21 protein-coding genes are annotated in these 22,068 nt (G+C 68.0%); 13 read left to right on the top strand and 8 right to left on the bottom strand.

What is annotated here, in order from left to right:
- Position 1 precedes the first annotated feature (1 nt).
- Positions 2 to 460, top strand: a complete 459-nt coding sequence (gene recX / locus SOM08_RS22185; RefSeq protein WP_116960106.1) for a recombination regulator RecX — start codon at positions 2 to 4, stop codon at positions 458 to 460.
- 54 nt (positions 461 to 514) lie between these two features.
- Here recX and argC read toward each other — a convergent pair whose 3' ends face one another.
- Positions 515 to 1,441 carry an N-acetyl-gamma-glutamyl-phosphate reductase gene (argC, locus tag SOM08_RS22180; RefSeq protein ID WP_116960105.1) on the bottom strand — a complete coding sequence of 309 codons (927 nt, stop codon included), beginning with the start codon at positions 1,439 to 1,441 and terminating at the stop codon, positions 515 to 517.
- A gap of 168 nt (positions 1,442 to 1,609) precedes the next feature.
- Between argC and sucC the strand changes: the two genes are divergently transcribed.
- The 7 genes from sucC (at position 1,610) to SOM08_RS22145 (ending at position 8,759) form a co-directional block, all read left to right on the top strand.
- Entirely contained in the window at positions 1,610 to 2,773 is a 1,164-nt protein-coding gene (gene sucC / locus SOM08_RS22175) for an ADP-forming succinate--CoA ligase subunit beta (RefSeq protein WP_116960104.1), read from the top strand.
- A 14-nt stretch (positions 2,774 to 2,787) separates the two neighbouring features.
- Complete coding sequence (sucD, locus tag SOM08_RS22170; protein WP_116960103.1) at positions 2,788 to 3,681, top strand: succinate--CoA ligase subunit alpha; 894 nt, start codon at positions 2,788 to 2,790, stop codon at positions 3,679 to 3,681.
- 229 nt (positions 3,682 to 3,910) lie between these two features.
- On the top strand, positions 3,911 to 4,696 hold the full coding sequence (locus tag SOM08_RS22165; protein WP_070399746.1) for a Stp1/IreP family PP2C-type Ser/Thr phosphatase: 786 nt from the start codon (positions 3,911 to 3,913) through the stop codon (positions 4,694 to 4,696).
- 50 nt (positions 4,697 to 4,746) lie between these two features.
- Positions 4,747 to 5,373 carry an FHA domain-containing protein gene (locus SOM08_RS22160; RefSeq protein WP_322469775.1) on the top strand — a complete coding sequence of 209 codons (627 nt, stop codon included), beginning with the start codon at positions 4,747 to 4,749 and terminating at the stop codon, positions 5,371 to 5,373.
- 137 nt (positions 5,374 to 5,510) lie between these two features.
- On the top strand, positions 5,511 to 6,302 hold the full coding sequence (locus tag SOM08_RS22155; RefSeq protein ID WP_116960101.1) for an MBL fold metallo-hydrolase: 792 nt from the start codon (positions 5,511 to 5,513) through the stop codon (positions 6,300 to 6,302).
- A 188-nt stretch (positions 6,303 to 6,490) separates the two neighbouring features.
- Complete coding sequence (locus SOM08_RS22150; RefSeq protein WP_322469774.1) at positions 6,491 to 6,973, top strand: pilin; 483 nt, start codon at positions 6,491 to 6,493, stop codon at positions 6,971 to 6,973.
- 49 nt (positions 6,974 to 7,022) lie between these two features.
- Complete coding sequence (locus tag SOM08_RS22145) at positions 7,023 to 8,759, top strand: PglL family O-oligosaccharyltransferase (protein WP_322469773.1); 1,737 nt, start codon at positions 7,023 to 7,025, stop codon at positions 8,757 to 8,759.
- A gap of 329 nt (positions 8,760 to 9,088) precedes the next feature.
- Here SOM08_RS22145 and moaC read toward each other — a convergent pair whose 3' ends face one another.
- Positions 9,089 to 9,523 carry a cyclic pyranopterin monophosphate synthase MoaC gene (moaC, locus tag SOM08_RS22140; protein ID WP_416186982.1) on the bottom strand — a complete coding sequence of 145 codons (435 nt, stop codon included), beginning with the start codon at positions 9,521 to 9,523 and terminating at the stop codon, positions 9,089 to 9,091.
- Positions 9,524 to 9,683: 160 nt separating this feature from the next.
- Between moaC and SOM08_RS22135 the strand changes: the two genes are divergently transcribed.
- A complete protein-coding gene (locus SOM08_RS22135; RefSeq protein WP_322469772.1) occupies positions 9,684 to 11,285 on the top strand; it encodes a M48 family metalloprotease in 1,602 nt (533 codons plus the stop codon).
- A 28-nt stretch (positions 11,286 to 11,313) separates the two neighbouring features.
- Here the strand turns inward: SOM08_RS22135 and SOM08_RS22130 are convergent, their stop codons facing one another.
- Positions 11,314 to 11,664, bottom strand: coding sequence for a phage holin family protein (locus SOM08_RS22130; protein WP_070399749.1), 351 nt, complete (start codon positions 11,662 to 11,664; stop codon positions 11,314 to 11,316).
- A 7-nt stretch (positions 11,665 to 11,671) separates the two neighbouring features.
- Positions 11,672 to 12,382, bottom strand: coding sequence for a TerC family protein (locus SOM08_RS22125; protein ID WP_116960097.1), 711 nt, complete (start codon positions 12,380 to 12,382; stop codon positions 11,672 to 11,674).
- Between the two features lie 342 nt (positions 12,383 to 12,724).
- On the opposite strand from SOM08_RS22125, the gene SOM08_RS22120 reads away from it, so the two are divergent.
- Positions 12,725 to 13,405, top strand: a complete 681-nt coding sequence (locus SOM08_RS22120; RefSeq protein WP_116960096.1) for a TerC family protein — start codon at positions 12,725 to 12,727, stop codon at positions 13,403 to 13,405.
- Between the two features lie 89 nt (positions 13,406 to 13,494).
- Entirely contained in the window at positions 13,495 to 13,908 is a 414-nt protein-coding gene (locus SOM08_RS22115) for a DUF3717 domain-containing protein (RefSeq protein WP_116960148.1), read from the top strand.
- A 36-nt stretch (positions 13,909 to 13,944) separates the two neighbouring features.
- On the opposite strand, the gene purB is transcribed toward SOM08_RS22115, so the two are convergent.
- Positions 13,945 to 15,360 (bottom strand): adenylosuccinate lyase, encoded by a 1,416-nt coding sequence (gene purB, locus SOM08_RS22110; RefSeq protein ID WP_116960095.1) that lies wholly within the window; start codon positions 15,358 to 15,360, stop codon positions 13,945 to 13,947.
- Positions 15,361 to 15,471: 111 nt separating this feature from the next.
- Between purB and SOM08_RS22105 the strand changes: the two genes are divergently transcribed.
- Positions 15,472 to 16,086: a glutathione S-transferase N-terminal domain-containing protein gene (locus SOM08_RS22105; RefSeq protein WP_070399754.1), complete on the top strand. Its 615-nt coding sequence runs from the start codon at positions 15,472 to 15,474 to the stop codon at positions 16,084 to 16,086.
- Between the two features lie 13 nt (positions 16,087 to 16,099).
- On the opposite strand, the gene SOM08_RS22100 is transcribed toward SOM08_RS22105, so the two are convergent.
- Positions 16,100 to 17,449: an NAD(P)/FAD-dependent oxidoreductase gene (locus SOM08_RS22100; protein ID WP_322469771.1), complete on the bottom strand. Its 1,350-nt coding sequence runs from the start codon at positions 17,447 to 17,449 to the stop codon at positions 16,100 to 16,102.
- Positions 17,450 to 17,805: 356 nt separating this feature from the next.
- Here SOM08_RS22100 and SOM08_RS22095 point away from each other — a divergent pair, with 356 nt between their 5' ends.
- Complete coding sequence (locus SOM08_RS22095) at positions 17,806 to 18,645, top strand: ferritin-like domain-containing protein (RefSeq protein ID WP_116960147.1); 840 nt, start codon at positions 17,806 to 17,808, stop codon at positions 18,643 to 18,645.
- 7 nt (positions 18,646 to 18,652) lie between these two features.
- Here the strand turns inward: SOM08_RS22095 and SOM08_RS22090 are convergent, their stop codons facing one another.
- Together SOM08_RS22090 and glnE are read right to left on the bottom strand one after the other, a co-directional pair.
- Positions 18,653 to 19,252 (bottom strand): rhomboid family intramembrane serine protease, encoded by a 600-nt coding sequence (locus SOM08_RS22090; RefSeq protein ID WP_116960093.1) that lies wholly within the window; start codon positions 19,250 to 19,252, stop codon positions 18,653 to 18,655.
- A gap of 7 nt (positions 19,253 to 19,259) precedes the next feature.
- Positions 19,260 to 22,055, bottom strand: coding sequence for a bifunctional [glutamate--ammonia ligase]-adenylyl-L-tyrosine phosphorylase/[glutamate--ammonia-ligase] adenylyltransferase (glnE, locus tag SOM08_RS22085; protein ID WP_322469770.1), 2,796 nt, complete (start codon positions 22,053 to 22,055; stop codon positions 19,260 to 19,262).
- Positions 22,056 to 22,068: the final 13 nt, after the last annotated feature.

Genomic DNA, 22,068 nt, shown 5'->3' with positions numbered 1-22,068 from the left:
CATGGGCTTCGACAAGCCCTCTCTCAAAGGCCGCGCGCTGCGCCTGCTGGCGCAGCGCGAGCACTCGCGCGCGGAGTTGCAGCGCAAGCTGGCCTCGCACGAGGAAACACCCGGTGAACTGGCGCAGGCGCTCGACGAGCTGCAGGCCAGGGGCTTCATCGACGAGCAGCGGGTCATCGAGTCGGTGATCCACCGCCGCGCCGCCCGCCTGGGGGCCTCGCGCGTGCGACAGGAACTGCAGGCCAAAGGCCTGCCGGCCGAGGCGGTGGCCCAGGCCGTGGACGGCCTGCGCGGCAGCGAACTGGAGCGGGCGCGCGAGGTCTGGCGCAAGAAATTCGGCCGCGCCCCGACCGACCCGGCCGACTGGGCGCGCCAGGCGCGCTTTCTGGTGGCGCGAGGTTTCGACGCCGGGGTGGCGCGGCGCATCATCGGCGACGCGGGGCGCGGCGATATGTCCTGAGGGGGCGCTGGCCACTCGGCGGGGATGTTCGGCCGGTTCTTGACCGGCCTTCGCTCACAGCCCGAGCATCAGCTTGAGGTTCTGCACCGCCGCCCCGCTGGCGCCCTTGCCCAGGTTGTCCAGGCGCGCGATCAGCACCGCGTGGCGGTGCGCTTCGTTGGCGAACACGCGCAGCTCGATCAGGTTGGTGTCGTTGAGCGCGGTGGCGTCGAGCTTGCCGTCGTCCGTGGGGGGCAGCACCTTCACGAAACCGCCGGCGGCCGCGCTCGCGGCGTAGTGCTTCCGCAGTGCCTCGTGCAGGTCGGCGGCCTGGGGCTGGCCCGGCAGCGCGTCCAGGTGCAGCGGCAACTGCACCAGCATGCCCTGGCGGAAGTTGCCCACGGCCGGGATGAAGATGGGGCGGCGCTGCAGGCCCGTGAGCGCCATGATCTCAGGCAGGTGCTTGTGCGACAGGCCCAGCGCATAGGCCTCGAACAGCGGTGCGGTGCCGGCCTCGTAGGCCTCGATCATGGAGCGGCCGCCGCCCGAGTAGCCGCTGACTGAGGGCAGCGAGAGCGGGAAGTCGGCGGGAATCAGGCCGGCATCGACCAGGGGGCGGATCAACGCAATGGCGCCGGTGGCGTAGCAGCCGGGGTTGGCCACGCGGTTGGCCCGCTGCACGGCCTGCGCCTGCGTGGCGGTGAGTTCGGGAAAGCCGTAGACCCAGCCCGCCGCGGTGCGGTGCGCGGTGGAGGCGTCGATGATGCGCGGCTTGTGCCCGGGCAGGGCGTCGACCATCGCGACCGATTCGCGCGCCGCGTCGTCGTGCAGGCACAGCACCACCAGGTCGGCCTGCGCCATGAGTTCGCGCTTGGCCTCGGGGTCCTTGCGGCGTTCGGGCGCGATGCTGAGCAACTGCACGCCCGGCTCCTTCACGAGCCGCTCGCGGATCTGCAGGCCGGTGGTGCCGGCTTCGCCGTCGATGAAAATCTGGTGGGCCATGCGCGGTTCCTGTGGCGGGGCGGGCCGACGAACGCCTGGGGCGGGCGCCGCCGCGACCCGGATTGGTGCGATGCACCATGATACATTCCCTGGTTGCTCCGTCCGAGAGCCCGTCTACCGGCCGCCGCTGCCGCGCCGGACACACGATCCATCCCTGAGAGAGACCTCATGAAGATTCACGAATACCAAGGCAAGGAAATCCTGCGCCAATTTGGTGTGCCCGTGCCGCGCGGCATTCCCGCGTTCACGGTGCAAGAGGCGGTGGAAGCCGCGCAGAAGCTCGGCGGGCCCGTGTGGGTCGTCAAGGCGCAGATCCACGCGGGTGGACGCGGCAAGGGCGGTGGCGTGAAGGTCGCCAAGACCATCGACCAGGTGAAAGAGCTGGCCGGCCAGATCCTGGGCATGCAGCTCAAGACCCACCAGACCGGCCCCGAAGGCCAGAAGGTGCGTCGCCTGTACATCGAAGACGGCGCCGACATCCAGAAGGAGTACTACCTCTCCGTCGTGACCGACCGCGGCACGCAGAAGGTGGCCTTCATCGCCTCCAGCGAAGGCGGCATGGACATCGAGGAGGTGGCGCACGCCACGCCCGAGAAGATCATCAAGGTCTTCGTCGACCCGCTCGTCGGTCTGACCGACGCGCAGGCCAAGGAGCTCGCCAAGGGCATCAGCCTGCCGGCCGACTCCGAGGCGCAGTTCGCCGATGTCTGCAAGAAGCTCTACAAGTGCTACATGGAGACGGACGCCTCGCTGGTCGAGATCAACCCGCTCAACCGCGACGGCAAGGGCAACATCATCGCCCTGGACGCCAAGTTCAACTTCGACTCGAACGCCCTGTTCCGCCACCCCGAAATCGTGGCGCTGCGCGACCTGGACGAAGAGGACCCGGCCGAGATCGAAGCCTCCAAATTCGACCTGGCCTACATCAGCCTGGACGGCAACATCGGCTGCCTGGTGAACGGCGCTGGCCTGGCCATGGCCACCATGGACACCATCAAGCTGTTCGGCGCCGAGCCGGCCAACTTCCTTGACGTGGGCGGCGGCGCCACCCCCGAGAAGGTGACCGAGGCTTTCAAGATCATGCTCAAAAACCCCAAGGTGAAGGCCATCCTGGTCAACATCTTCGGCGGCATCATGAAGTGCGACACCATCGCCACGGGCGTCATCACCGCGAGCAAGGCGGTGGACCTGAAGGTGCCGCTGGTGGTGCGCATGAAGGGCACCAACGAAGAACTGGGCAAGAAGATGCTGGCCGAATCGGGCCTGCCCATCATCAGCGCCGACTCCATGGCCGAAGCGGCCCAGAAGGTCGTCGCCGCCGTCAAAGCCTGAGCCGAGGAACAAGCATGTCGATCTACATCAACAAAGACACCAAGGTCATTACCCAAGGCATCACGGGCAAGACGGGTCAGTTCCACACCGAGAAATGCCAGGAATACGCGAACGGCAAGAACTGCTTCGTCGCGGGCGTGAACCCCAAGAAGGCCGGCGAGTCGATCTTCAACATCCCGATCTACGCCTCGGTGAAGGAAGCCGCGAAGCAGACCGGCGCCACCGTCTCCGTGATCTACGTGCCGCCCGCGGGCGCGGCGGCCGCCATCTGGGAAGCCGTCGAGGCCGACCTGGACCTGGCGATCTGCATCACCGAAGGCATCCCCGTGCGCGACATGCTGGAAGTGCGCAACAAGATGAAGGCCAAGGAGGCCGCCGGCGGCAAGAAGACCCTGCTGCTGGGCCCCAACTGCCCGGGCCTGATCACGCCCGACGAGATCAAGATCGGCATCATGCCCGGTCACATCCACCGCAAGGGCCGCATCGGCGTCGTGTCCCGCTCGGGCACGCTGACCTATGAAGCCGTGGCGCAGCTCACCGAAATCGGCCTGGGCCAGTCCAGTGCCGTGGGCATCGGCGGCGACCCCATCAACGGCCTCAAGCACATCGACGTGATGAAGGCCTTCAACGACGACCCGGACACCGACGCCGTGATCATGATCGGCGAGATCGGTGGCCCCGACGAAGCCGAGGCCGCGATGTGGTGCAAGGCGAACATGAAGAAGCCCGTGGTGGGCTTCATCGCCGGTGTCACCGCGCCCCCCGGCAAGCGCATGGGCCACGCCGGCGCGCTGATCAGCGGCGGCGCCGACACGGCCGATGCCAAGCTGGCCATCATGGAAGAGTGCGGCTTCAAGGTCACGCGCAACCCGTCCGAGATGGCCAAGCTGCTCAAGTCCCTGATCTGATCGCCCGGTAGGGGTGTGCAAAAGGCAACGCGCGCGTTGCCTTTTTTTTCGCCTGTTGCGCGCAACGTGACGCTTGTCACCGATACAGCTTGTCGCGGCGCGGGCGGCTGCAACAAAATGCAACACCTTTCGGGCCGCGTCGGTCGGCCCTGCCTTCGGCGCCCCCAGCCCCAGCGGTCGTCCGCCGACGAACGCGCCTCGATTCCCCCATCGGTATAACGCCACCCTCATGAATTTCGAGTTTCACGCCCTGACCGATCCAGGACTCGTCAGGGACAACAACGAGGACTCGGTGGCGCTCGACCCCGACAACCGCCTGGCCATCCTCGCCGATGGCATGGGCGGCTACAACGCGGGCGAGGTGGCCAGCGCCATGGCCACCACCTTCATCAAGACGGAGCTCGGGCGGTGGATCGCCGACGGTGGCTTCGAATCCAGCGCGCGCGAGCTCAAGCGGGCGATGGAAATCTGCATCGACAACGCCAACCGCTCCATCTTCAACGCCGCCAACGCCAACGCGCAGTACGCGGGCATGGGTACGACCTTGGTGATGGGCGTGTTCCTCGACGGCCGCGTGATGATCGGCCACGTCGGCGACTCCCGCTGCTACCGCCTGCGCCGCGGCGAGTTCGTGCAGATGACGCGCGACCATTCCCTGCTGCAGGAGCAGATCGACGCCGGCCTGATCTCGATGGAGCAGGCGCAGTTCGCCACGCACCGCAATCTGGTCACGCGCGCGCTCGGCGTGGAAGACACCGTGCTGCTCGAAGTCAACGAATACCGCGTCGAGGACGGCGACCTCTACCTCTTCTGCTCCGACGGCCTGAACGACATGCTCAGCGACGAACGCATTGCCGCGCTGCTGGTCACCGCCGGCACATTGGAGGAAAAGGCAACGGCCCTGGTGGAGGCCGCCAATGGCGCGGGCGGGCGCGACAATATTTCTGTGATACTGGCGTTTGCTCGCGCCCGACCCACCCGCCGCGGCCTGCTGTCGCGCATGCTGGGTCAATAATCCGCTCTGATCCCACACCAAGTCCTACAGGAATCCCAGAGGAGTCGGCCATGCCGAAAATGATCGTTTCCATTGACGGCGTCGTCATCAAGGAGGTCCAGCTCACCAAGGACCGCACCACCCTGGGCCGCCGTCCTTACAACGACATCGTCATCGACAACCTGGCCGTCAGCGGCGAGCACGCCGTGCTGCAAATGTCGGGCGCCGACGTCTTCCTGGAAGACCTCAACAGCACCAACGGCACCTACGTCAACGGCAAGGCGATCAAGAAGCAGCAGCTGCAGGGCGGCGACACGGTCGAAATTGGCAAGTACAAGATCAAGTTCGTCAATGACGGAGCCGAGTCCCAGGAGAAGACCACGGTGATCAACGCCGGCACTGTGGTGTCTGGCGCGGAATCCGCCAGCGCGGCCCTGGGCCCGGCGGCCATCAAGGTGGTCAGCGGCTCGGCCGCTGGTCGCGAGGTGGCGCTGACCAAGGTGGTCACCACCATCGGCAAGCCAGGCGTGGCGGTGGCCGCCATCACCCGCCGCCCGCATGGTTACGTCGTGGCCATGGTGGAAGGCACGGTCAAGCCCACGGTCAATGGCAAACCGCTGGGCACCGATGGGATCGACCTGCACAACGGTGACCTGCTGGAGCTGGCCGGCACGCAGATGCAGTTCGTCCAGCCCTGAACCCAAGGGGCGCTTCGCGTCCATCCCGGCGCGGCCGCCGAAACGCCACGCGCGGGCGCGTGCCGAGGAATAAGTCACATCCCGTGCGGGCGGTGGGGGGTACCCTCGGGGCCCTCCATGTTTTCCACCCGATGCCGATGAGGGTTCGCGTACTCGGGTGTTCCGGTGCCATCGCCCAGGGATGCCGGACCACCGCCTTTCTGATCGACGACGACACGCTCATCGACGCGGGCACGGGCGTGGGTGACCTGCGCATCGATGAGATGCTGCGCATCGACCATGTGCTGCTCACGCACGCGCACCTCGATCACGTGGCCTCGCTGCCGCTCATGCTGGACGCGGTGGCGTCGCGCCGTCTGGCCTGCGGCCGGCCGGCCCTGCAGGTGCATGCGCTGCCCGGCACCATCGCGGCGCTGAGGGCGCACATTTTCAATGACCTCATCTGGCCGGATTTCTCGCGCATTCCATCGGAGGGGGCGCCGCTGATGCGTTTCACCTCCTTCGACGTGGGCGATGTGGTGAAGGTCAATGGCAAGTGCTTCGAAGCCCTGCCGGCGGTGCACACGGTGCCGGCGGTGGGCTTCGCCGTGGCGCGGGACAGTGGCGGCCCGCACTGGGTGTTCAGCGGCGATACCGGCCGCAACCCGGCGTTTTGGCGCCGGATCAACCAGCTCGACGTGGCGCAACTGGTCATCGAGACCGCTTTCAGCGACCGCGAAGCGGAACTGGCGCGCCGCAGCCAGCACCTGGCCCCCGTGTGGCTGGCCGAAGAGTTGGGTCAGATCGCGCCCGGCCGGCACTACCCGATCCACATCACCCATACCAAGCCGGCGGAAACCGAATTGATCGCGGACGAGATCCGTCGCCTGGGTGCCGGCGTGCCGCAGGACATCCGCTGGCTCAGCGCAGGCCAGGTCTTCGAGGTGTGACAAATCCTGTCGATCGTCCGCCGGGGCGACGAAATTTGTCCGACAAAAACTAAGCTAAAAGGATGAATCAGGTCGCCCATTGGCCGGTCGTCCTTGTAGCCGGTACGCTCATCCGGTTCGCGAAGCTGGCACGCCATCTGCAGAAGAGGAGGGGTCTCAACCCAACCCCCCTTCTGGAGGAGTTCTCAATGAAGCGTACGATTCAAAAAGGTTTCACCCTGATCGAATTGATGATCGTGGTGGCCATCATCGGCATTCTGGCGGCCGTGGCGCTGCCGGCTTATCAGGACTACACCAAGCGCGCCAAGATGTCGGAAGTGATTCTGGCGGCGTCGGCCTGCCGGACCAGCGTGACGGAAATCTATCAATCGAACACTTCTGCTTCCCTTCCCGTGGCAGGCGCATGGGGCTGCGAAGCTTCTGTTTCGACCTCTCAATATGTGAGAGAGATCGCCACCAACGCGAATGGTGCTGTGCGCGTGACCTCCCAAGCCATTGGCTCGGGCGCCAATGGCACAGTGTTCCTGGTTCCGCAAATCGCGCCGGGTGGCGATACGGTCACTGCTTGGCTGTGCGGGCCTGGCACTGTTGAGGCAAAATTCTTGCCTGGCTCCTGCCGTGATACCACGGTGGGCGCCACGGCCGGCCCGTTCGTCGCGACGACGCCGTAACGCAATCCGCAGTTCTGTGCACTCAGATAACACAGACAAAAGCGCCCCGATGGGGCGCTTTTTTTTGATGCGGCATTGGCATATGGCTGTGCTTGGTGTGCTGATGCTTAGCGGCTGGATGACCACCAATCATTTTACTCCATGGGTGAGTTGGCATTCGGAGTTACCATTTTTTATGGTGGCTTTCGGTGCCTCTTGGATTGGTGTGACAAGGGCTAGGCATCAGCCGACTCGATCGAAGCGTGTTATCGAGGTCCCCAGAATCGCATTTGTGCTCTTTGCGTTGCTGGCGGTTGTGGGCTGGCAACTGTTGCGTGGGCAAATTCCGTTTGCTGGCACGGCTGCGATTGTTGCTTTGTATTTGTGTTTTGCGGCGATTTGCATAGCTTGGGGATCCGCATCCGTCGGCGTGCAAGGAATGACTGCCGGCGGCGCAAGCTCTTCGCTGTTGGCAGAAACTCTGGCGTGGACACTGCTGATCAACTCCATTTGCCAGGTCGGAATCGAGTTGGCACAGGTGCTTCGGGTGTGGGAGTCAAACGAATGGATTCTGAGAAGCCCAGGTATTCGCAGACCCGGTGGCAATCTCGGGCAGCCAAATCATTTGTCAACACTGCTGATGATGTCCATAGCCAGTGTCAGCTACTTGTACTCACTTGGTAGGCTGTCGGCAACCTCGGTGGGCGTGGCGCTCGCTTATCTCTTTATTGGATTGGCTGTCACTGAGTCGCGCACGGGTTTGGTTTGTGTATTCTTGATTGCCGCATGGTGGATTTGCAGACGATCGTTGATTTCCCCTGGGGTGCACTGGGCGAGTGTGCTTCCCTTTGTGGCTCTGTATTTGATTGTTCTGATGTTTTGGCCAGACGTGTTCAAGGCGCTTGGGGGTGTTTTGTATGAGGGCAGTCGAATTGCCGTAGATGGCGCTATTGGCGATGCGCGCCTGACCATCTGGCCCCAGTTGTTGAAGGCCAGCTTGCAGCAACCTTTATGGGGCTGGGGTGTGCGCAATACAGCGATGGCGCATTCAGCGGTAGTGGATGCATACGCTCAAAGTTTGCCCTTAACGTATAGCCATAATCTCATTCTCGATCTGGCCATTTGGGTGGGTTGGCCGCTCACGATTCTTATTTCGATGGCTGCTCTGTATTGGCTTTATACACGCGCCTTGTTGGTTCGATCGCCTTTGTCTTGGTACGGCTTCGCACTTCTTCTTCCATTCCTTGTTCACTCGCTGCTTGAGTTTCCCTTTGCATATGCGTATCTATTGTTTCCGGCCTTGATTGGTGCGGGTCTTGTTGAGGCCGGTGCCCACCGTTTGCGCCCAATCCGATTGTCGACTAACATGGCGATCGCTGCTTTGACGCTGATATCCGCCATGGCAACTTGGTCGGTTGTAGACTATTTTCGCATGGAGTCTAGCTTTCGCGCGACGCGTTTTGCAATGCTCCGAATTGGAGTAGATCACCCTCCGCAAGAGCGACGAAGGTACGTCTTGCTCACGCAACTTGAGATACTAAATCAGTCCGCGCGCGGCCCATTGTCGCCAGATATGAGCGAAGCAGATATTGATGCGCTAAGGCTGGCTTCGGAGCATTATCCATGGTCTGGCACCCGCTATCGATACGCGGCGGCGTTGGCTCTTAATGGTCAGGTTGTTGAGGCGGCACGGCAACTCCGCATTCTTCGAATTCAGCATGGGCAAAAGCTCCATGACGTATTGAGGGCGCAAGTAGAGGCTGATCTTCAGCGCCTGGGATTGGCCTGGAAGTTGCCGCCTAGTTGAGGGTGTGGATATTGATCATTCTTCCCTCAAGTCGCGCACGCGATGCATGCGATGGGATGAATTTTTGGGGCTATCTTTGTATCGTTATGAATTGAAAATCCGATGGCTGCCTTGTGGCTGTGTGCGGCATTCAGATGCAGAAAATGGGGTTAAGGAGGTAAGATTTGGAGGCGCAGCGCCAGAACGTTCTGACTATGTGCTTGATGCATTGACGGCAATGCGTCATTTGACTGGGAGCGGCTGCAGATACATGGCTGAACTCCGCTCTGTATGGCAAGGAATTCTTGCAACTTCCCTGGTTCCTTTAGCTCAAGGAATTCCGGTGTCGGTCAATTCGCAGAAAACACTCCACTCTTCCCCCCCCTCTTCTCCCTCAGCCTGACCCCCCCCATCACCATCCCCCGATCCACCGCCTTGCACATGTCGTAGATCGTGAGCAAGGCCACCGAGGCGGCGGTGAGGGCCTCCATCTCCACCCCCGTCTGCCCCGTGCATTCGGCGGTGGCGGTGCACAGCACGCTGTGGCTGGCCGGGTCCACCGCGAACTCCACCGCCACCCGCGTCAGCGCGATCGGGTGGCACAGGGGGATGAGGTCGCTGGTCTTCTTGGCGGCCATGATGCCGGCCAGGCGAGCCACCCCCAGCACATCGCCCTTCTTCGCCGTGCCCGATTCGATCAGGGCCAGCGTCGCGGGCTGCATGGTGATCCGCCCTTCGGCGACCGCCACGCGGTGGGTGCTCGCTTTCGCGCCGACGTCGACCATGTGGGCCTGGCCCTGGGCGTCGAAATGGGTCAGCGGGCTGTCGGTGGGGGCGGATGGGGCGGGGGGCTGGGGCACGTTCGTGACGCTTGGTAACGCCGCTTCATGGCGGCTTTGCGCGGGGGCGCGGTGAACCGGAGGGGGTTGGCGGCATCATACGGCCATGTTTTCGACCCCTGCGGCCCCCCGGCGGCCTCCGCGACTGGCGCTGTCCCTCCTCGCGCTGGCCCTGGCCTGGCCCATGACGGGCGTCCAGGCGCAGACCGGCGGCACCGCGCGCGCGCCGGCCCAGAACCCCAGCCCGAGCGCCAATCTCGCCCTGCCCAGCCTGGGGGACGGCGAAGGCCTCACCGTGTCCGCCGAGCGCCGATTGGGCGACCGCATCGCGCGCAGCATCTACCGGGACCCGGATTACCTCGACGACCCCATGCTGGTCGACTACCTGCAGCTGCTGTGGCAGCCTCTGCTGGCCGCCGCCAAGCAGCGCGGCGAGGTGGCGCCCGAGCTGGCCGAGCGCCTGGCCTGGGAGCTGATGATCTCGCGCGACCGCAGCGTCAACGCCTTTGCATTGCCCGGCGGCTACCTGGGCGTCAATCTGGGTCTGCTCGCGGTGACGGAACGGCCGGAGGAATTGGCCTCTGTGCTGGCGCATGAACTCAGCCACGTCTCGCAGCGCCACATCGCGCGGATGATGTCCAACGAGCAGCGCATGGCGCCCTGGATGATCGCCGCCATGGTCCTGGGCGCGCTGGCGGCGGGCTCCAACCCGCAGGCCGCGGGCGCCGCCGTCGCCGGCGGCACGGCCGTGGCCGCGCAGCAGTCGCTCAAGTTCTCCCGCGACATGGAGCGCGAGGCCGACCGGGTGGGCTTCGGCGTGCTCACCGGCGCGGGCTTCGATGGCCAGGGCTTCGTGAGCATGTTCGACAAGCTGCAGCAGGCCTCGCGCCTGAACGACGACGGCGCCTTTCCGTACCTGCGCAGCCACCCGCTCACGGGCGAGCGCATCGCCGACATGCAGTCGCGCCTGCCCTCGGCCGCCGCCGGCGTCGGGCCGCGCGCGGACGCGCCGGTGCGCCCCATGGGGCTGCCGTCGGCCGCGATGCACGCACTGGCCTCGGCGCGCGCGCGCGTGCTGGCCGAGCGCAACAGCGCGCGCTGGTCGGCCTGGGTGCAGACCGCGCTCGCGCCCACGGCGCGGCCCGGCGAGCTGTATGCGGGCGCGCTGTCCGCGCAGCGGCTGGGGCAGCGCGAGCGCGCGCTGGAGCTGGCCCAGCGCTTGCGCACGGCCGTGGCCGGCGACGCGCGCGGCATGGCCGATGCCCTGATGTTGGAGCTGCTGTTGTCGCCGGGCATGCCCGCCAACCCGGCGCTGCTGGCCGAGCTGCGCGACGGCGCGCTGGCGTCCGGTTCGCGCGGGCCCTTGCTGCTGGGCGCGCAGGCGGCCATCGCCAGCGGTGAGGCCGGGCGCGCCGCGTCGCGCCTGCAGGCTTGGGTGGTGGACCACCCGCGCGATGCGCAGGCCTGGCAGATCCTTGCGCGCGCGCAGCAGGCCCTGGGCCACACCCTGCGGGCGGTGCGCGCCGAGGCCGAGGCGCGGGCCGCGCAGTTCGACTGGGACGGCGCGCTGGAGCGCCTGAGGGCCGCTCAGGCCCTGCCGCCCGCACTGCGCAACGCGGATCCCATCGAGCTGGCCATCGTGGACAGCCGCCGCCGCGACGTGGAAGAGCGTCTGCGCGAAGCGATGCGCGAGGAAGACAAGCGCTGAGCGCGCCGCGCTCAGGCGGCGGCGCGGCTCAACCCAGGCGCAGGCTGCGCAGGGCGGCGTCCACGACCAGCATGATCACCGAGTAGATGAGCGAGCCCAGCAGGGCCGCCCAGAAGCCGGCCACATAGAAGCCGTCGAGCACGCTGGCCGCCGCCCAGAACAGCAGGGCGTTGATGACGAACAGGAACAATCCGAAGGTCACCAGCGTCACCGGCAGCGTCAGGATGACCAGCACCGGGCGCAGCAGCAGGTAGAACAGACCGATCACCGCGGCAGCGATGAGCGCCGACGGGAAGCTGCGCACCTCCACGCCGTCGTACAGCCAGGCCACCAGCAGCAGCGCGCAGGCCGCCAGCATCCAGCGCAGGATCAGCCGCATGTTCGCCTCAGGCCTTGTCGGCGGCCGCGGCGCGCTGCGCGACGCGGCGGTTGTGCAGGTAGCCCAGCGTGAGCACCACCGCGATGGTGAGCGCCACGAAGCCCCAGTAGGCCGCCTGGTGCATGGGCTCGCCGCCCTTGAACCAGGGCGCCAGCATCTTCTCGTTCACCACCATCTTGCCCGCGGTGAAGGCCAGCACGCCCGCGCCGATGTACATGATGGCCGGGTACTTCTCGACCAGCTTGAGGATCAGCGTGCTGCCGAACACCACGATGGGGATGCTGATGAGCAGGCCGATGACCACCAGGTCGAAGGCGCCCTGGGCCGCGCCGGCCACGCCCAGCACGTTGTCGATGCCCATCACCGCGTCCGCGATGATGATGGTCTTCATGGCGCCCCAGAAGGTGGTGGCGGCCGGGCCGTGCTCGTCGCCATCGCCCTCGTCCTCGGCGATCAGCTTGTAGGCGATCCACATCAGCGCGATGCCGCCGATGGCCATCAGGCCCGGAATGCGCAGCAGCCACACCACCACCAGCGTCATGGCCGAGCGCACGACGATGGCTCCGACCGTGCCCCAGACGATGGCCTTTCTCTGGTGCTGCTTGGGCAGGTTGCGCGCGGCCAGGGCGATGACGATCGCGTTGTCGCCGGCGAGCACGAGGTCGATGAGGATGATGGCCAGCAGGGCGGACCACCAGGCAGCGGACATGAATTCCATGGTGAAAAGGGGCTCCAGAGGGGACGATGTCTGAAGGTCTTGCCCGGCGCCACGTGTCCGTGGGCCCAACGCGCCGGGTGCCGCGCAGCGGACACCGTACTGACGACGCGTTGACCGGCGCGGCAAGGCGCCAGAAGGAGCCGCCGCCGCGCCCGGGAGCTACTCCCCTTCCGCGAAACCCCGGATTGTATGCGGCGGCACCGCAGGTCCGCCAGCCGTCCCCTCGGTGCAGGTGCGTACGCGGTAACCCTCACGGGCGGCGGCGGTGAGCATGCCTACACTGTCGGGGTGGCGCCCCGGGCGCCGTCTTTTTGGCCGCTGCCGGCCGTCGAAAGCCACACCATGGAATTGCTGTCGAGCCCCCAGTTCTGGCTGGGCCTGGGCCAGATCATCTGGATCAACATCATTCTCTCGGGCGACAACGCGGTGGTGATCGCGCTGGCGGCGCGCGGGCTCGGGCCGCGCCAGCAGAAGCAGGCCATTTTCTGGGGCACCGCCGCCGCCGTGGTGCTGCGTGTGGTGCTGACCGTCGTGGCGGTCAAGCTCATGCAACTGCCCTGGCTGCAGGTGGTGGGTGGCCTGCTGCTGCTGTGGATCGGCGTGCAGCTGCTCAACGGCGGCGACGACGAACAATCCGAGGGCAAGTCCGATGGCGGCCTGCTCGCCGCCATCCGCACCATCCTGGTGGCCGACCTGGTGATGAGCCTGGACAACGTGATCGGCGTCGCCGCCGCGGCCAATGGCAATGTGCCGCTGCTGATCGCCGGCCTGGCCATCGCCATTCCCATCGTGATCTTCGGCAGCACGCTGATGCTCAAGATCATGGGGCGCTTCCCCGTCATCGTGACCCTGGGCGCGGCGCTGATCGGCTGGGTGGGCGCCGAGACCCTGGTCTCCGACAAGGTGATCGAGCCCTGGGTGCCGCACAACTCCCTGGGCTTCTACGCCGCGGCCGCCCTGGGCGCGCTGCTGGTGGTGGCCACGGGCAAGTACCTGCAGTACCGCAACAACAAGGCGGCCTGATCGCCCCGGCGGCGCGTGGGGGCGCCGCCCGGCGCGCGGCGGGGGCGCCGCCCGGCGCGCGGCGGGGGCGCCGTATGATCGCGCTCCCCATGGCCGGCATCCACATCACCGACATCGAGGCGGCCATCAACTGGTGGCGCGAACGCTCACCCTCGCCCGACAACGTCTCGCTGCCCGCGCCCACGCGCGCGCTGGCCGAGGTCTACGCCCTGATGGTCTTCTTCCGCGAAACCGAGGCCGACGAGCACACCCTGCCGCCCCCGGCGCGCGAGGCCTGGCTGGCCTGGTACGCCACCACGCCGGACACACCCTGCATCGCCATCTGCTCCACCAGCCAGGGCGACGAGGTCTGCAAGGGCTGCGGCCGCCTGTTCGAGGAAGTGCAGCGCTGGACGGAGATGAGTCCCGGCCAGAAGCGCGCCACCTGGCGGCGCATCACCATCGAGGGCGACGCCTGGCGCTTCAACCGCTACCGCGAGCGGGCGCTGGACGCGACCACCTGAGGCCGGCCCGCCCGGCGGCGGGTGCCGGCGAGGCGTTCAGGACCGGCGGGCCAGTTCGGCTGCCTTGCCGGTGTAGCTGGCCGGCGTCATGGCCAGCAGCCGTTCCTTCTCGGCCTCGGGAATCTCCAGGCTGCGGATCAGCGCGTGCAGGGCCTCGGCGGTGACGGTTTTGCCGCGCGTCACTTCCTTGAGCTTTTCGTAGGCGCCGGGCACGCCGAATCGGCGCATCACCGTCTGGATGGGCTCGGCCAGCACCTCCCAGGAGGCGTCGAGGTCGGCGGCCAGCGCCTCCTCGTTCAGCTCGAGCTTGTTCAGGCCCACGCCCAGCGCGTGGTAGGCCAGCACGGCATAGCCCAGGGCCACGCCCATGTTGCGCAGCACGGTGGAGTCGGTCAGGTCGCGCTGCCAGCGGCTGATGGGCAGCTTCTCGCTCAGGTGGCGCAGCAGCGCATTGGCCAGGCCCAGGTTGCCCTCGGCGTTCTCGAAGTCGATCGGGTTGACCTTGTGCGGCATGGTCGAGGAACCGATCTCGCCGGCCTTGAGCTTCTGCTTGAAGTAGCCCACGCTGACGTAGCCCCAGATGTCGCGCGCGAGGTCGACCAGGATGGTGTTGGCGCGCGCCACCGCGTCGAACAGCTCGGCCATGTAGTCGTGCGGCTCGATCTGGATGCTGTAGGGCTGGAAGGTGAGGCCCAGGCCGAGCGGCTCGGGCGTCTCCACCACCTTGCGGCTGAAGGCCTCCCAGTCGAAATCGGGCCAGGCCGAGAGGTGGGCGTTGTAGTTGCCCACCGCGCCGTTCATCTTGCCCAGCAGCTTGACCGAGGCGATGCGCTCGCGCGCGCCCGCCAGGCGCACCACCACGTTGGCGAGTTCCTTGCCCACGGTGGTGGGGCTGGCGGTCTGGCCATGGGTGCGGCTGAGCATGGGCACGGCGGCGAAGGCATGCGCCATCTCGCGCAGCTTGTCGATCACCGCGTCCAGCGCGGGCAGCAGCACCAGCTCGCGCGCCCCCTTGAGCTGCAGCGCGTGGCTGGTGTTGTTGATGTCCTCGCTGGTGCAGGCGAAGTGCACGAACTCGGCCGCGCGCTCCAGTTCGGGCCGGGCCTCGAACTTCGACTTGATCCAGTACTCGACGGCTTTGACGTCGTGGTTGGTGGTCTTTTCGATGGCCTTGATGGCCTCGCCATCGGCCTCGCCGAAGTTCTTCACCAGGCCCAGCAAGTAAGTGCGCGCACCCGGCGACAGCGGCTTGAACTCGGCAAAGCCGGCGTCGGACAGGGCGATGAACCAGGCGATCTCGACCTGCACGCGCCGGTGCATGTAGCCCAGCTCGCTCATGAAGGGGCGCAGCGGCGCGAGGCGTCCCGCGTAGCGGCCGTCCAGCGGCGACAGCGCGGTGATGGGAGAGAGTTCGGTGCCCGTGGGCGCGGCGGAGGCAGGTGTCTGGCGCATCCCGGAATTGTAGGAGTGCGCCCGCCGCGGGCCGCCCGGGCGCCGGGCGTGTCAGGCGAAAGGCCCAGGGTGCTGGCTAAAATCGCCGACCGTTCCCGAACCCCACAGACCATGAAACTCATCGGAGCCATCACCAGCCCCTACGTGCGCAAAGTGCGCATCGTCATGGCTGAGAAGAAACTGGACTACCAGTTCGTGCTGGAAGACGTGTGGTCGGACGCCACCACCATCGGCGCGTCCAACCCCCTCCACAAGGTGCCCTGTCTGGTCATGGAAGGTGGCGAGGCGGTGTTCGATTCGCGCGTGATCGTCGAATACCTCGACGGCCTGTCGCCGGTGGGCAAGCTCATTCCGCCCTCGGGCCGCGAGCGCGCCGAGGTCAAGACCTGGGAGGCACTGGCCGACGGCGTGCTCGACGCGGCCGTGCTCGCGCGGCTGGAGTCCACCTGGCCGCACCGCACGGCCGAGCAGCGCAGCCCGGCCTGGATCGAGCGCCAGATGGTGAAGATTCACGCCGCGCTCAAGTCCATGAGCCAGGGCCTGGGCGACAAGCCGTTCTGCTCGGGCATCCATTTCAGCCTGTCCGACGTGGCCGTGGGCTGCGCCCTGGGCTACCTCGATTTCCGTTTCCCGGCCATCGACTGGCGCGGCGACTTTCCCAACCTGGCCAAGCTGAACGACAAGCTCGTGCAGCGCCAGAGCTTCATCGACTCCCAGCCCGTCTGAGCGGCGGCGGCCCTCAGGCCAGAACGCCCGGCAGCGCCTGGCGCAGCGCGCCGCGTTCGCTCAGGCGCGGCACCAGCGCGAAGCGGTCGATCAGCGCGCGCGCCGCGTGCAGGCCCGCTTTCAGGCCGTCCTCAAGCAGGCCGTTGCCGCACCAGGCGCCCGCGTACCAGGTGTGCCCCTGGCCTTGCAGGGCCGGCAGCCGGGCCTGGGCGCGCAGCGCCGCTAGGTCGAACACCGGCCGTTCGAGCGCCCATTGGCCCAGCACGCGTTCGCTGGCGATCGGCGCGCCGGGGTTGCGAGAGAGCAGCACCGGCTGCTCCACCGGCAGCGGCTGCACGCGGTTGAGCCAGACGTGCAGGCTGGCCGGTGCGGGGCCTGCGGCGGGCGCGACGTTCCACGCCGCCCATTCGCCGCGCGCGGCGGGCAGCACGCCGAGGTCGGTGTGCAGCACCACGGGCTCGGGCTCGAAACGGAAGGCGCCCAGCACGGCGCGCTCCTCCTCGCTGGCCACGGCGCCCAGCAAGCGCAGCGCCTGATCGGCGTGGCAGGCCAGCACCACGGCGTCGAAACGCTCGACCTGGGTGTCGGTGACCAGGCGCAGGCCCTGCCCGTCGCGCACGAGCTGACGCACCGGCGTGGACGGGCGCACGTCGGCCAGTTCGGCCAGCAAGGCTTGCACAACCCGGCGCGTGCCGCCCGCCACGCCGCGCCAGGGCGCGGCCCCGCCCAGCGTGGGCAGGCCGTGGTGGTGCCAGAGCCGCAGCGCGGCGGCGGCGGGCGCCCGCAGCAGCGCGTGCGCGGGGCGGCCGCTGAAACCGCTGCACAGCGGCAGCAGGTAGGCGTCGCGGAACTCGGCCGAGAAATGCCGCGCGCGCAGGAAGTCGTCCAGCGGGGTCAGCAGGGCCTCGTCGGGGCCGTCCAGGGCGTGGGCCAGGGCCGCGCACAGGCGCTGCCAGCGTGGGAGGTCGGCCAGCAGGCGCCAAAAGCGCGGGCTCATGAGCTGGCGGCGCGGCGAGAGCGCGCGGCCGAGGTCGGGGCCCCCCCAGGTCAGCGGGCCGCCCCGCACGAAGAAGGAGGCGTCCGCCTCGGTCGGTGCCAGGTCCTGCCGGGCCATCAGCGCCAGCAGGTTGGGGCTGGTGCGTTCGTTGAACACCAGCACGCCGGTGTCCACGGTGAAGGCCACGGGCGCGCCGCCGGCCCCGGGCAGCGCGACGTCCAGGGTGTGGGCGTCGCCGCCGAAGCGCCCGGCGGCTTCGAACAGGCTGACTTCGGCGAGTCCTTGCAGCGTGTGGGCGGCGGCCAGCCCGGCCATGCCGCCGCCGACGACGGCCACACGGATCTGAGGCCTGCGGTGGAGGTTCATGGCGCGCGGGCTCCAGTCAGGCGAGGGGCCCGGGCCAGCATCGCCGGCCGCGGCCGGCGATGGGGTGGACAAGAAGCTGCGAAGCGCCCCGGCGCGAACGAGGGAGGGAGGGAGGAGGAGGAGAAGCGCCCCGGGATTGCATCCGGCCCCGGTGGGGCTGGAAGGCTTCGCAGCGGAAAACGGTGGTCGGTGGATGTCTCCCTCCCCGACACGGCGGGTTGGAGCGGGCGGCGGCGGGGGAAGTTCCGCGGGGAATAGGAAACCGTTTCTGTGCGAGGCATAGGGCAATCCGGGTGCCCGTTATACCCCCCGCCTACAATGTCGCGCGTTTTTTGCCAAGACCCAGAGAGATGACCATGCTGTATCCCGAACTGTTCAAACAACTGGAATCCGTCCGCTGGGACATGGACAAGGACATCCCCTGGGCGCAGTTCGATGCCAGCCGGCTCAGCGACGAGCAGGCCCAGACGATCAAGATGAACGCCATCACCGAGTGGGCGGCGCTGCCGGCCACCGAGATGTTTCTGCGCGACAACCGCGACGACTCCGACTTCTCGGCCTTCATGTCGATCTGGTTCTTCGAGGAACAGAAACACTCGCTGGTGCTGATGGAGTACCTGCGCCGCTTCCGCCCCGATCTGGTGCCCACCGAGCAAGAGCTGCACGACATCCGCTTCGAGTTCGACCCCGCGCCCGCGCTGGAGACGCTCATGCTGCACTTCTGCGGCGAGATCCGCTTGAACCACTGGTACCGCCGCGCGGCCGAGTGGCACAGCGAGCCGGTCATCAAACACATCTACACCACGCTGAGCCAGGACGAGGCGCGCCACGGCGGCGCCTACCTGCGCTACATGAAGCGCGCCATCGGCAAGTTCGGCAACGAGGCCCGGGCCGCCTTCGCCAAGGTGGGCGTGCTGATGGCCAGCGCGCGGCGCACCGCGCAGGCCCTGCACCCCACCAACCTGCACGTGAACAAGGCGCTGTTCCCGAACGACACCATCCAAAGCCGCCTGCCCAACCCCGAGTGGCTGGAGCACTGGCTGGACCAGCAGATCAACTTCGACGCCGTCTGGGAAAGCAAGGTGGTCGATCGCATCCTGCACAACCTGAGCCTGCTCATGGACGGCAGCTTCAAGACCGTGCAGGAGCTCAACCGCTTCCGCAAATCGCTGGGCACCGCGCCGGCCGCGGCCTGAGCGCGGTTCAGCCGCCGGTGCGGCGCGCGCGCCAGCGGCCCCAGCCCACGCCCAGCGCGCCGAGCAGCGCGCCCCAGGCGGCGCCGCCCAGGTGGGCGGCGCGCACCACCGACATCTGACCACCCGGGTCCCACACCACCGGAGCGGACCAGCCCCGCTCCAGCCAGAGCTTGAACAGCAGGCCGCTGGCCAGCAGCAGGCCCCAGGGGCGCAAGGCCTTCGGACCGTCCAGCAGCAGGCACACGGCCAGCACCGCCACGCCAGCGTGCAGCACGCCCGACAGCCCCACCGCGTAGCCGATCAAGGGCCACAGCAGCAGGCTCAGCTGCAGCAGCGGCCAGCTCAGCGCCCAGGCCAGCGTCGCCGCGCGCGAGGGCCGCAGCCGCCAGCCGATGGCGGCCAGCACGCCCAGTGCGAGCAGGTTGCCCACCAGGTGGGGCGCGTTCAGGTGCACCCAGGCACTGGTCCACGGTGTCCAGGGCCGCTGCGCCCAGTCGGCCGAGCGCCACACCAGCGCCTGCGCCAGCGCCGCCGGCGAGGCCCACAGCACCAGGCTGGCCACGCCGTGCAGCGTGCACAGCGCGAGCCAGCTGCGCGAGCCCTTCATGGGCGGTTCAGGCGGCAGGGCCCAGCACCTGCCGCCACAGCGCGCGCACGGCTTCGGCCTCGGCCGCCAGCTCGGCCGGGTCGACCTGGGTGGAGGTTTCGTCCAGCCGCGCGCGGTGTTGCACCTGGCGCAGCCGGCGGTAGGCCAGCGCGGCGGCCTGGCCCATGCCGGCGGGCAGCAGGCCCGCCGCCTCGGCGCGCTGCAGCAGGTTGATGTTGCCGGTGTTGGCGCGCAGCTCGGGGTGCGCGTTCGAGTGCAGCAGCACCAGGTACTGCACCACGAACTCCACGTCGACCATGCCGCCGGCGCTGTGCTTGACGTCGAAGCGGCCCGCGCGCACCGCGTGCGCGGCGCGCAGCTTGTCGCGCATGGCCACGATCTCGGTCCGCAGCGCGGCCTCGTCGCGCGGCGCGGTGATGACGGCCTCTCGCACGGCGTCGAAACGGTCCGCCAGGCCGGCGCTGCCGAGCACGAAGCGCGCGCGCGTCATGGCCTGGTGCTCCCAGGTCCAGGCGGTGTTGCTGCCGCGGCGGGTCTGGTAGTTCTCGTAGGCCTCGAAGCGGGTGACCAGCAGGCCCGAGTTGCCGTTGGGCCGCAGCGCGGTGTCGATCTCGAACAGGTCGCCCTCGCCGGTCTTCACCTGCAGCCAGTTGATCATCTTGCGCACGAAGGCGGCGTAGATCTCGGCCGCGTTCTCGTGCTCGTCCTCATAGACGAAGACGATGTCGAGGTCGCTGCCGTAGCCCAGCTCCTTGCCGCCCAACTTGCCGTAGCCAATGATGGCGAAAGCGGGCACCTCGCGGTGGCGGGTCTTCAGACGCGCCCAGCACCAGCGCGCCGTCAGGCGCAGCACGGCGTCGGCCAGGGCCGAGAGGTCGTCGGCCACCTGCTCCACGGTCAGCACCCCTTCCACGTCGCGCGCCAGGGTGCGGAAAGTTTCGGCGTGGTGGGCGCGGCGCAGCAGGTTGAGCAGGGTTTCTTCGTCGTCCTCGCCGGTCACGCGCAGCGAGGCCAGGCGCGCCTCGCACTCGGCCTCGAAGGCCTCGGCGTCGAAGCGCTCGGCCAGCAACTGCCGGCTCGCCAGCTCGTCGATCACCCCCGGGTGCTGGATGAGGTAGCGCGCCGGCCACTTGGCCGCGCCCAGCAGGCGCAGCAGGCGCTCGTGCACCGAGGGCCGCTCCTGCAGCAGGGCGAGGTAGCTCTCACGGCGCAGCAGCGACTCGATCCAATCGATCATGCGCAGCGCGGCGGTTTCGCCCACGCGGCCTTCCTCGATCCAGGAGCCGGTGCGCTGCACCAGGCGCACCAGTCGTGCGCGCGTGTCCTCGCGCAGGGCCAGCACGCGCGGGTGTTCGGCCCAGCGCTGCACGCGCTCGGCCAGCGCGGGGGGCAGCTGCGGCAAGGTGGCCGACAGGTCGTCGTCGGCGGGGCGCGGGGCGCCGCCGTTGCAGCCCTTGCCCTTGCAGGTGCCCTGGCCGCTGCCGCCGAGCAGGGTGTCGAATTCCTCGGCCACCAGCTCGCGGTGCGCGTCCAGCGCGTGCAGGAAGGCGCAGGTGTTGGCGAAACCCAGGGTTGCGGCGATCCAGGCCAGGTCGTCGTCGCGCTCGGGCAGCACATGGGTCTGCTGGTCGTCCAGGTACTGGATGCGGTGCTCCACCTGGCGCAGGAAGACATAGGCCTCGGCCAGCGCCTGCGCCTTCTCGGGCGGCATCAGGCCGGCCTTGGCCACGCGCTGCAGCGCGCCCAGCGTGGGGCGCGTGCGCAGCTCGGGGAACTGGCCGCCGCGCACCACCTGCAGCAGCTGCACGGTGAACTCGATCTCGCGGATGCCACCGCGCGAGAGCTTGACGTCGTTGGCGCGGCCGGGGTTGCCGGCCGCGCGGCGCGCCGCGTGCTCGCGGATCTGGCGGTGCAGCACGCGCAGCGACTCGAACACGCCGTAGTCGAGGTAGCGGCGGAACACGAAGGGCAGCACGGTGCCGCGCAGCGCGGCCATGCCGGCGGCATCGGCCAGGGCCGTGGCCGGCGCGATCACGCGGCTCTTGAGCCAGGCGAAGCGCTCCCATTCGCGACCTTGCACCAGGAAGTACTCCTCCAGCGCGCCCAGTGAAACGGCGCTGGGGCCGGAGTTGCCGTTCGGCCGCAGCGCCAGATCGACGCGGAACACGTTGCCGTGCTCGGTGGTCTCGCCCACGGTGCTGTACAGGTGCTTGACCGCCTTGGCGAAGTACTCGTGGTGGCTGATGCGGTTGCGCCCGTCGGCGTTGCCCGCGGTCTCGCCGTCCTGGTCGTAGACGTAGATCAGGTCGATGTCGCTGGACACGTTGAGCTCGCGCGCGCCGAGCTTGCCCATGCCGATGACCCAGAGCTGGGCGCGCGCGCCGCTGGCGCACAGCGGCGCGCCGTGCAGGGCGTCGAGTTCCTGGAAAGCCAGGGCGCAGGCCTGGTCGAGCGCGAACTCGGCCAGCCAGGTGACCGGGCCGGTGACCGCCTCCAGCGAGGCGCCGGCCTCGCAGTCCATCACCACCAGGCGCTCCAGTACCAGCTGGCGCAGCACGCGCAGGGCCGCGGGCAGGGCCAGGCCGCGGGCCATGAGCGCGTCCAGGCAGGCGCGCATGGCGGCCTTGTCGGGTGCGCCGGGCGGCAGGCAGGCCAGCTCGGCGGCGTAGCGGCGGCGCACGCGCTGGACGAATCGGGAGTGGTCGGCCTGGCGGGTGGCCGGGGTCTGGGCGTCGACGGTGTTCACAATCGTTGACAAGCGGTGTTCAACGCAGCTGGAACCTGCCCAGAGGCGCGCCCTCATAATTTGCGGTGGA

Origin of the sequence: Hydrogenophaga sp. SNF1 (assembly GCF_034421675.1) — a bacterium.
Taxonomy (GTDB): domain Bacteria; phylum Pseudomonadota; class Gammaproteobacteria; order Burkholderiales; family Burkholderiaceae_C; genus Hydrogenophaga; species Hydrogenophaga borbori.
Note: the sequence above shows the minus strand (reverse complement) of the source record. Positions and strands in the feature narration are given on the sequence as shown.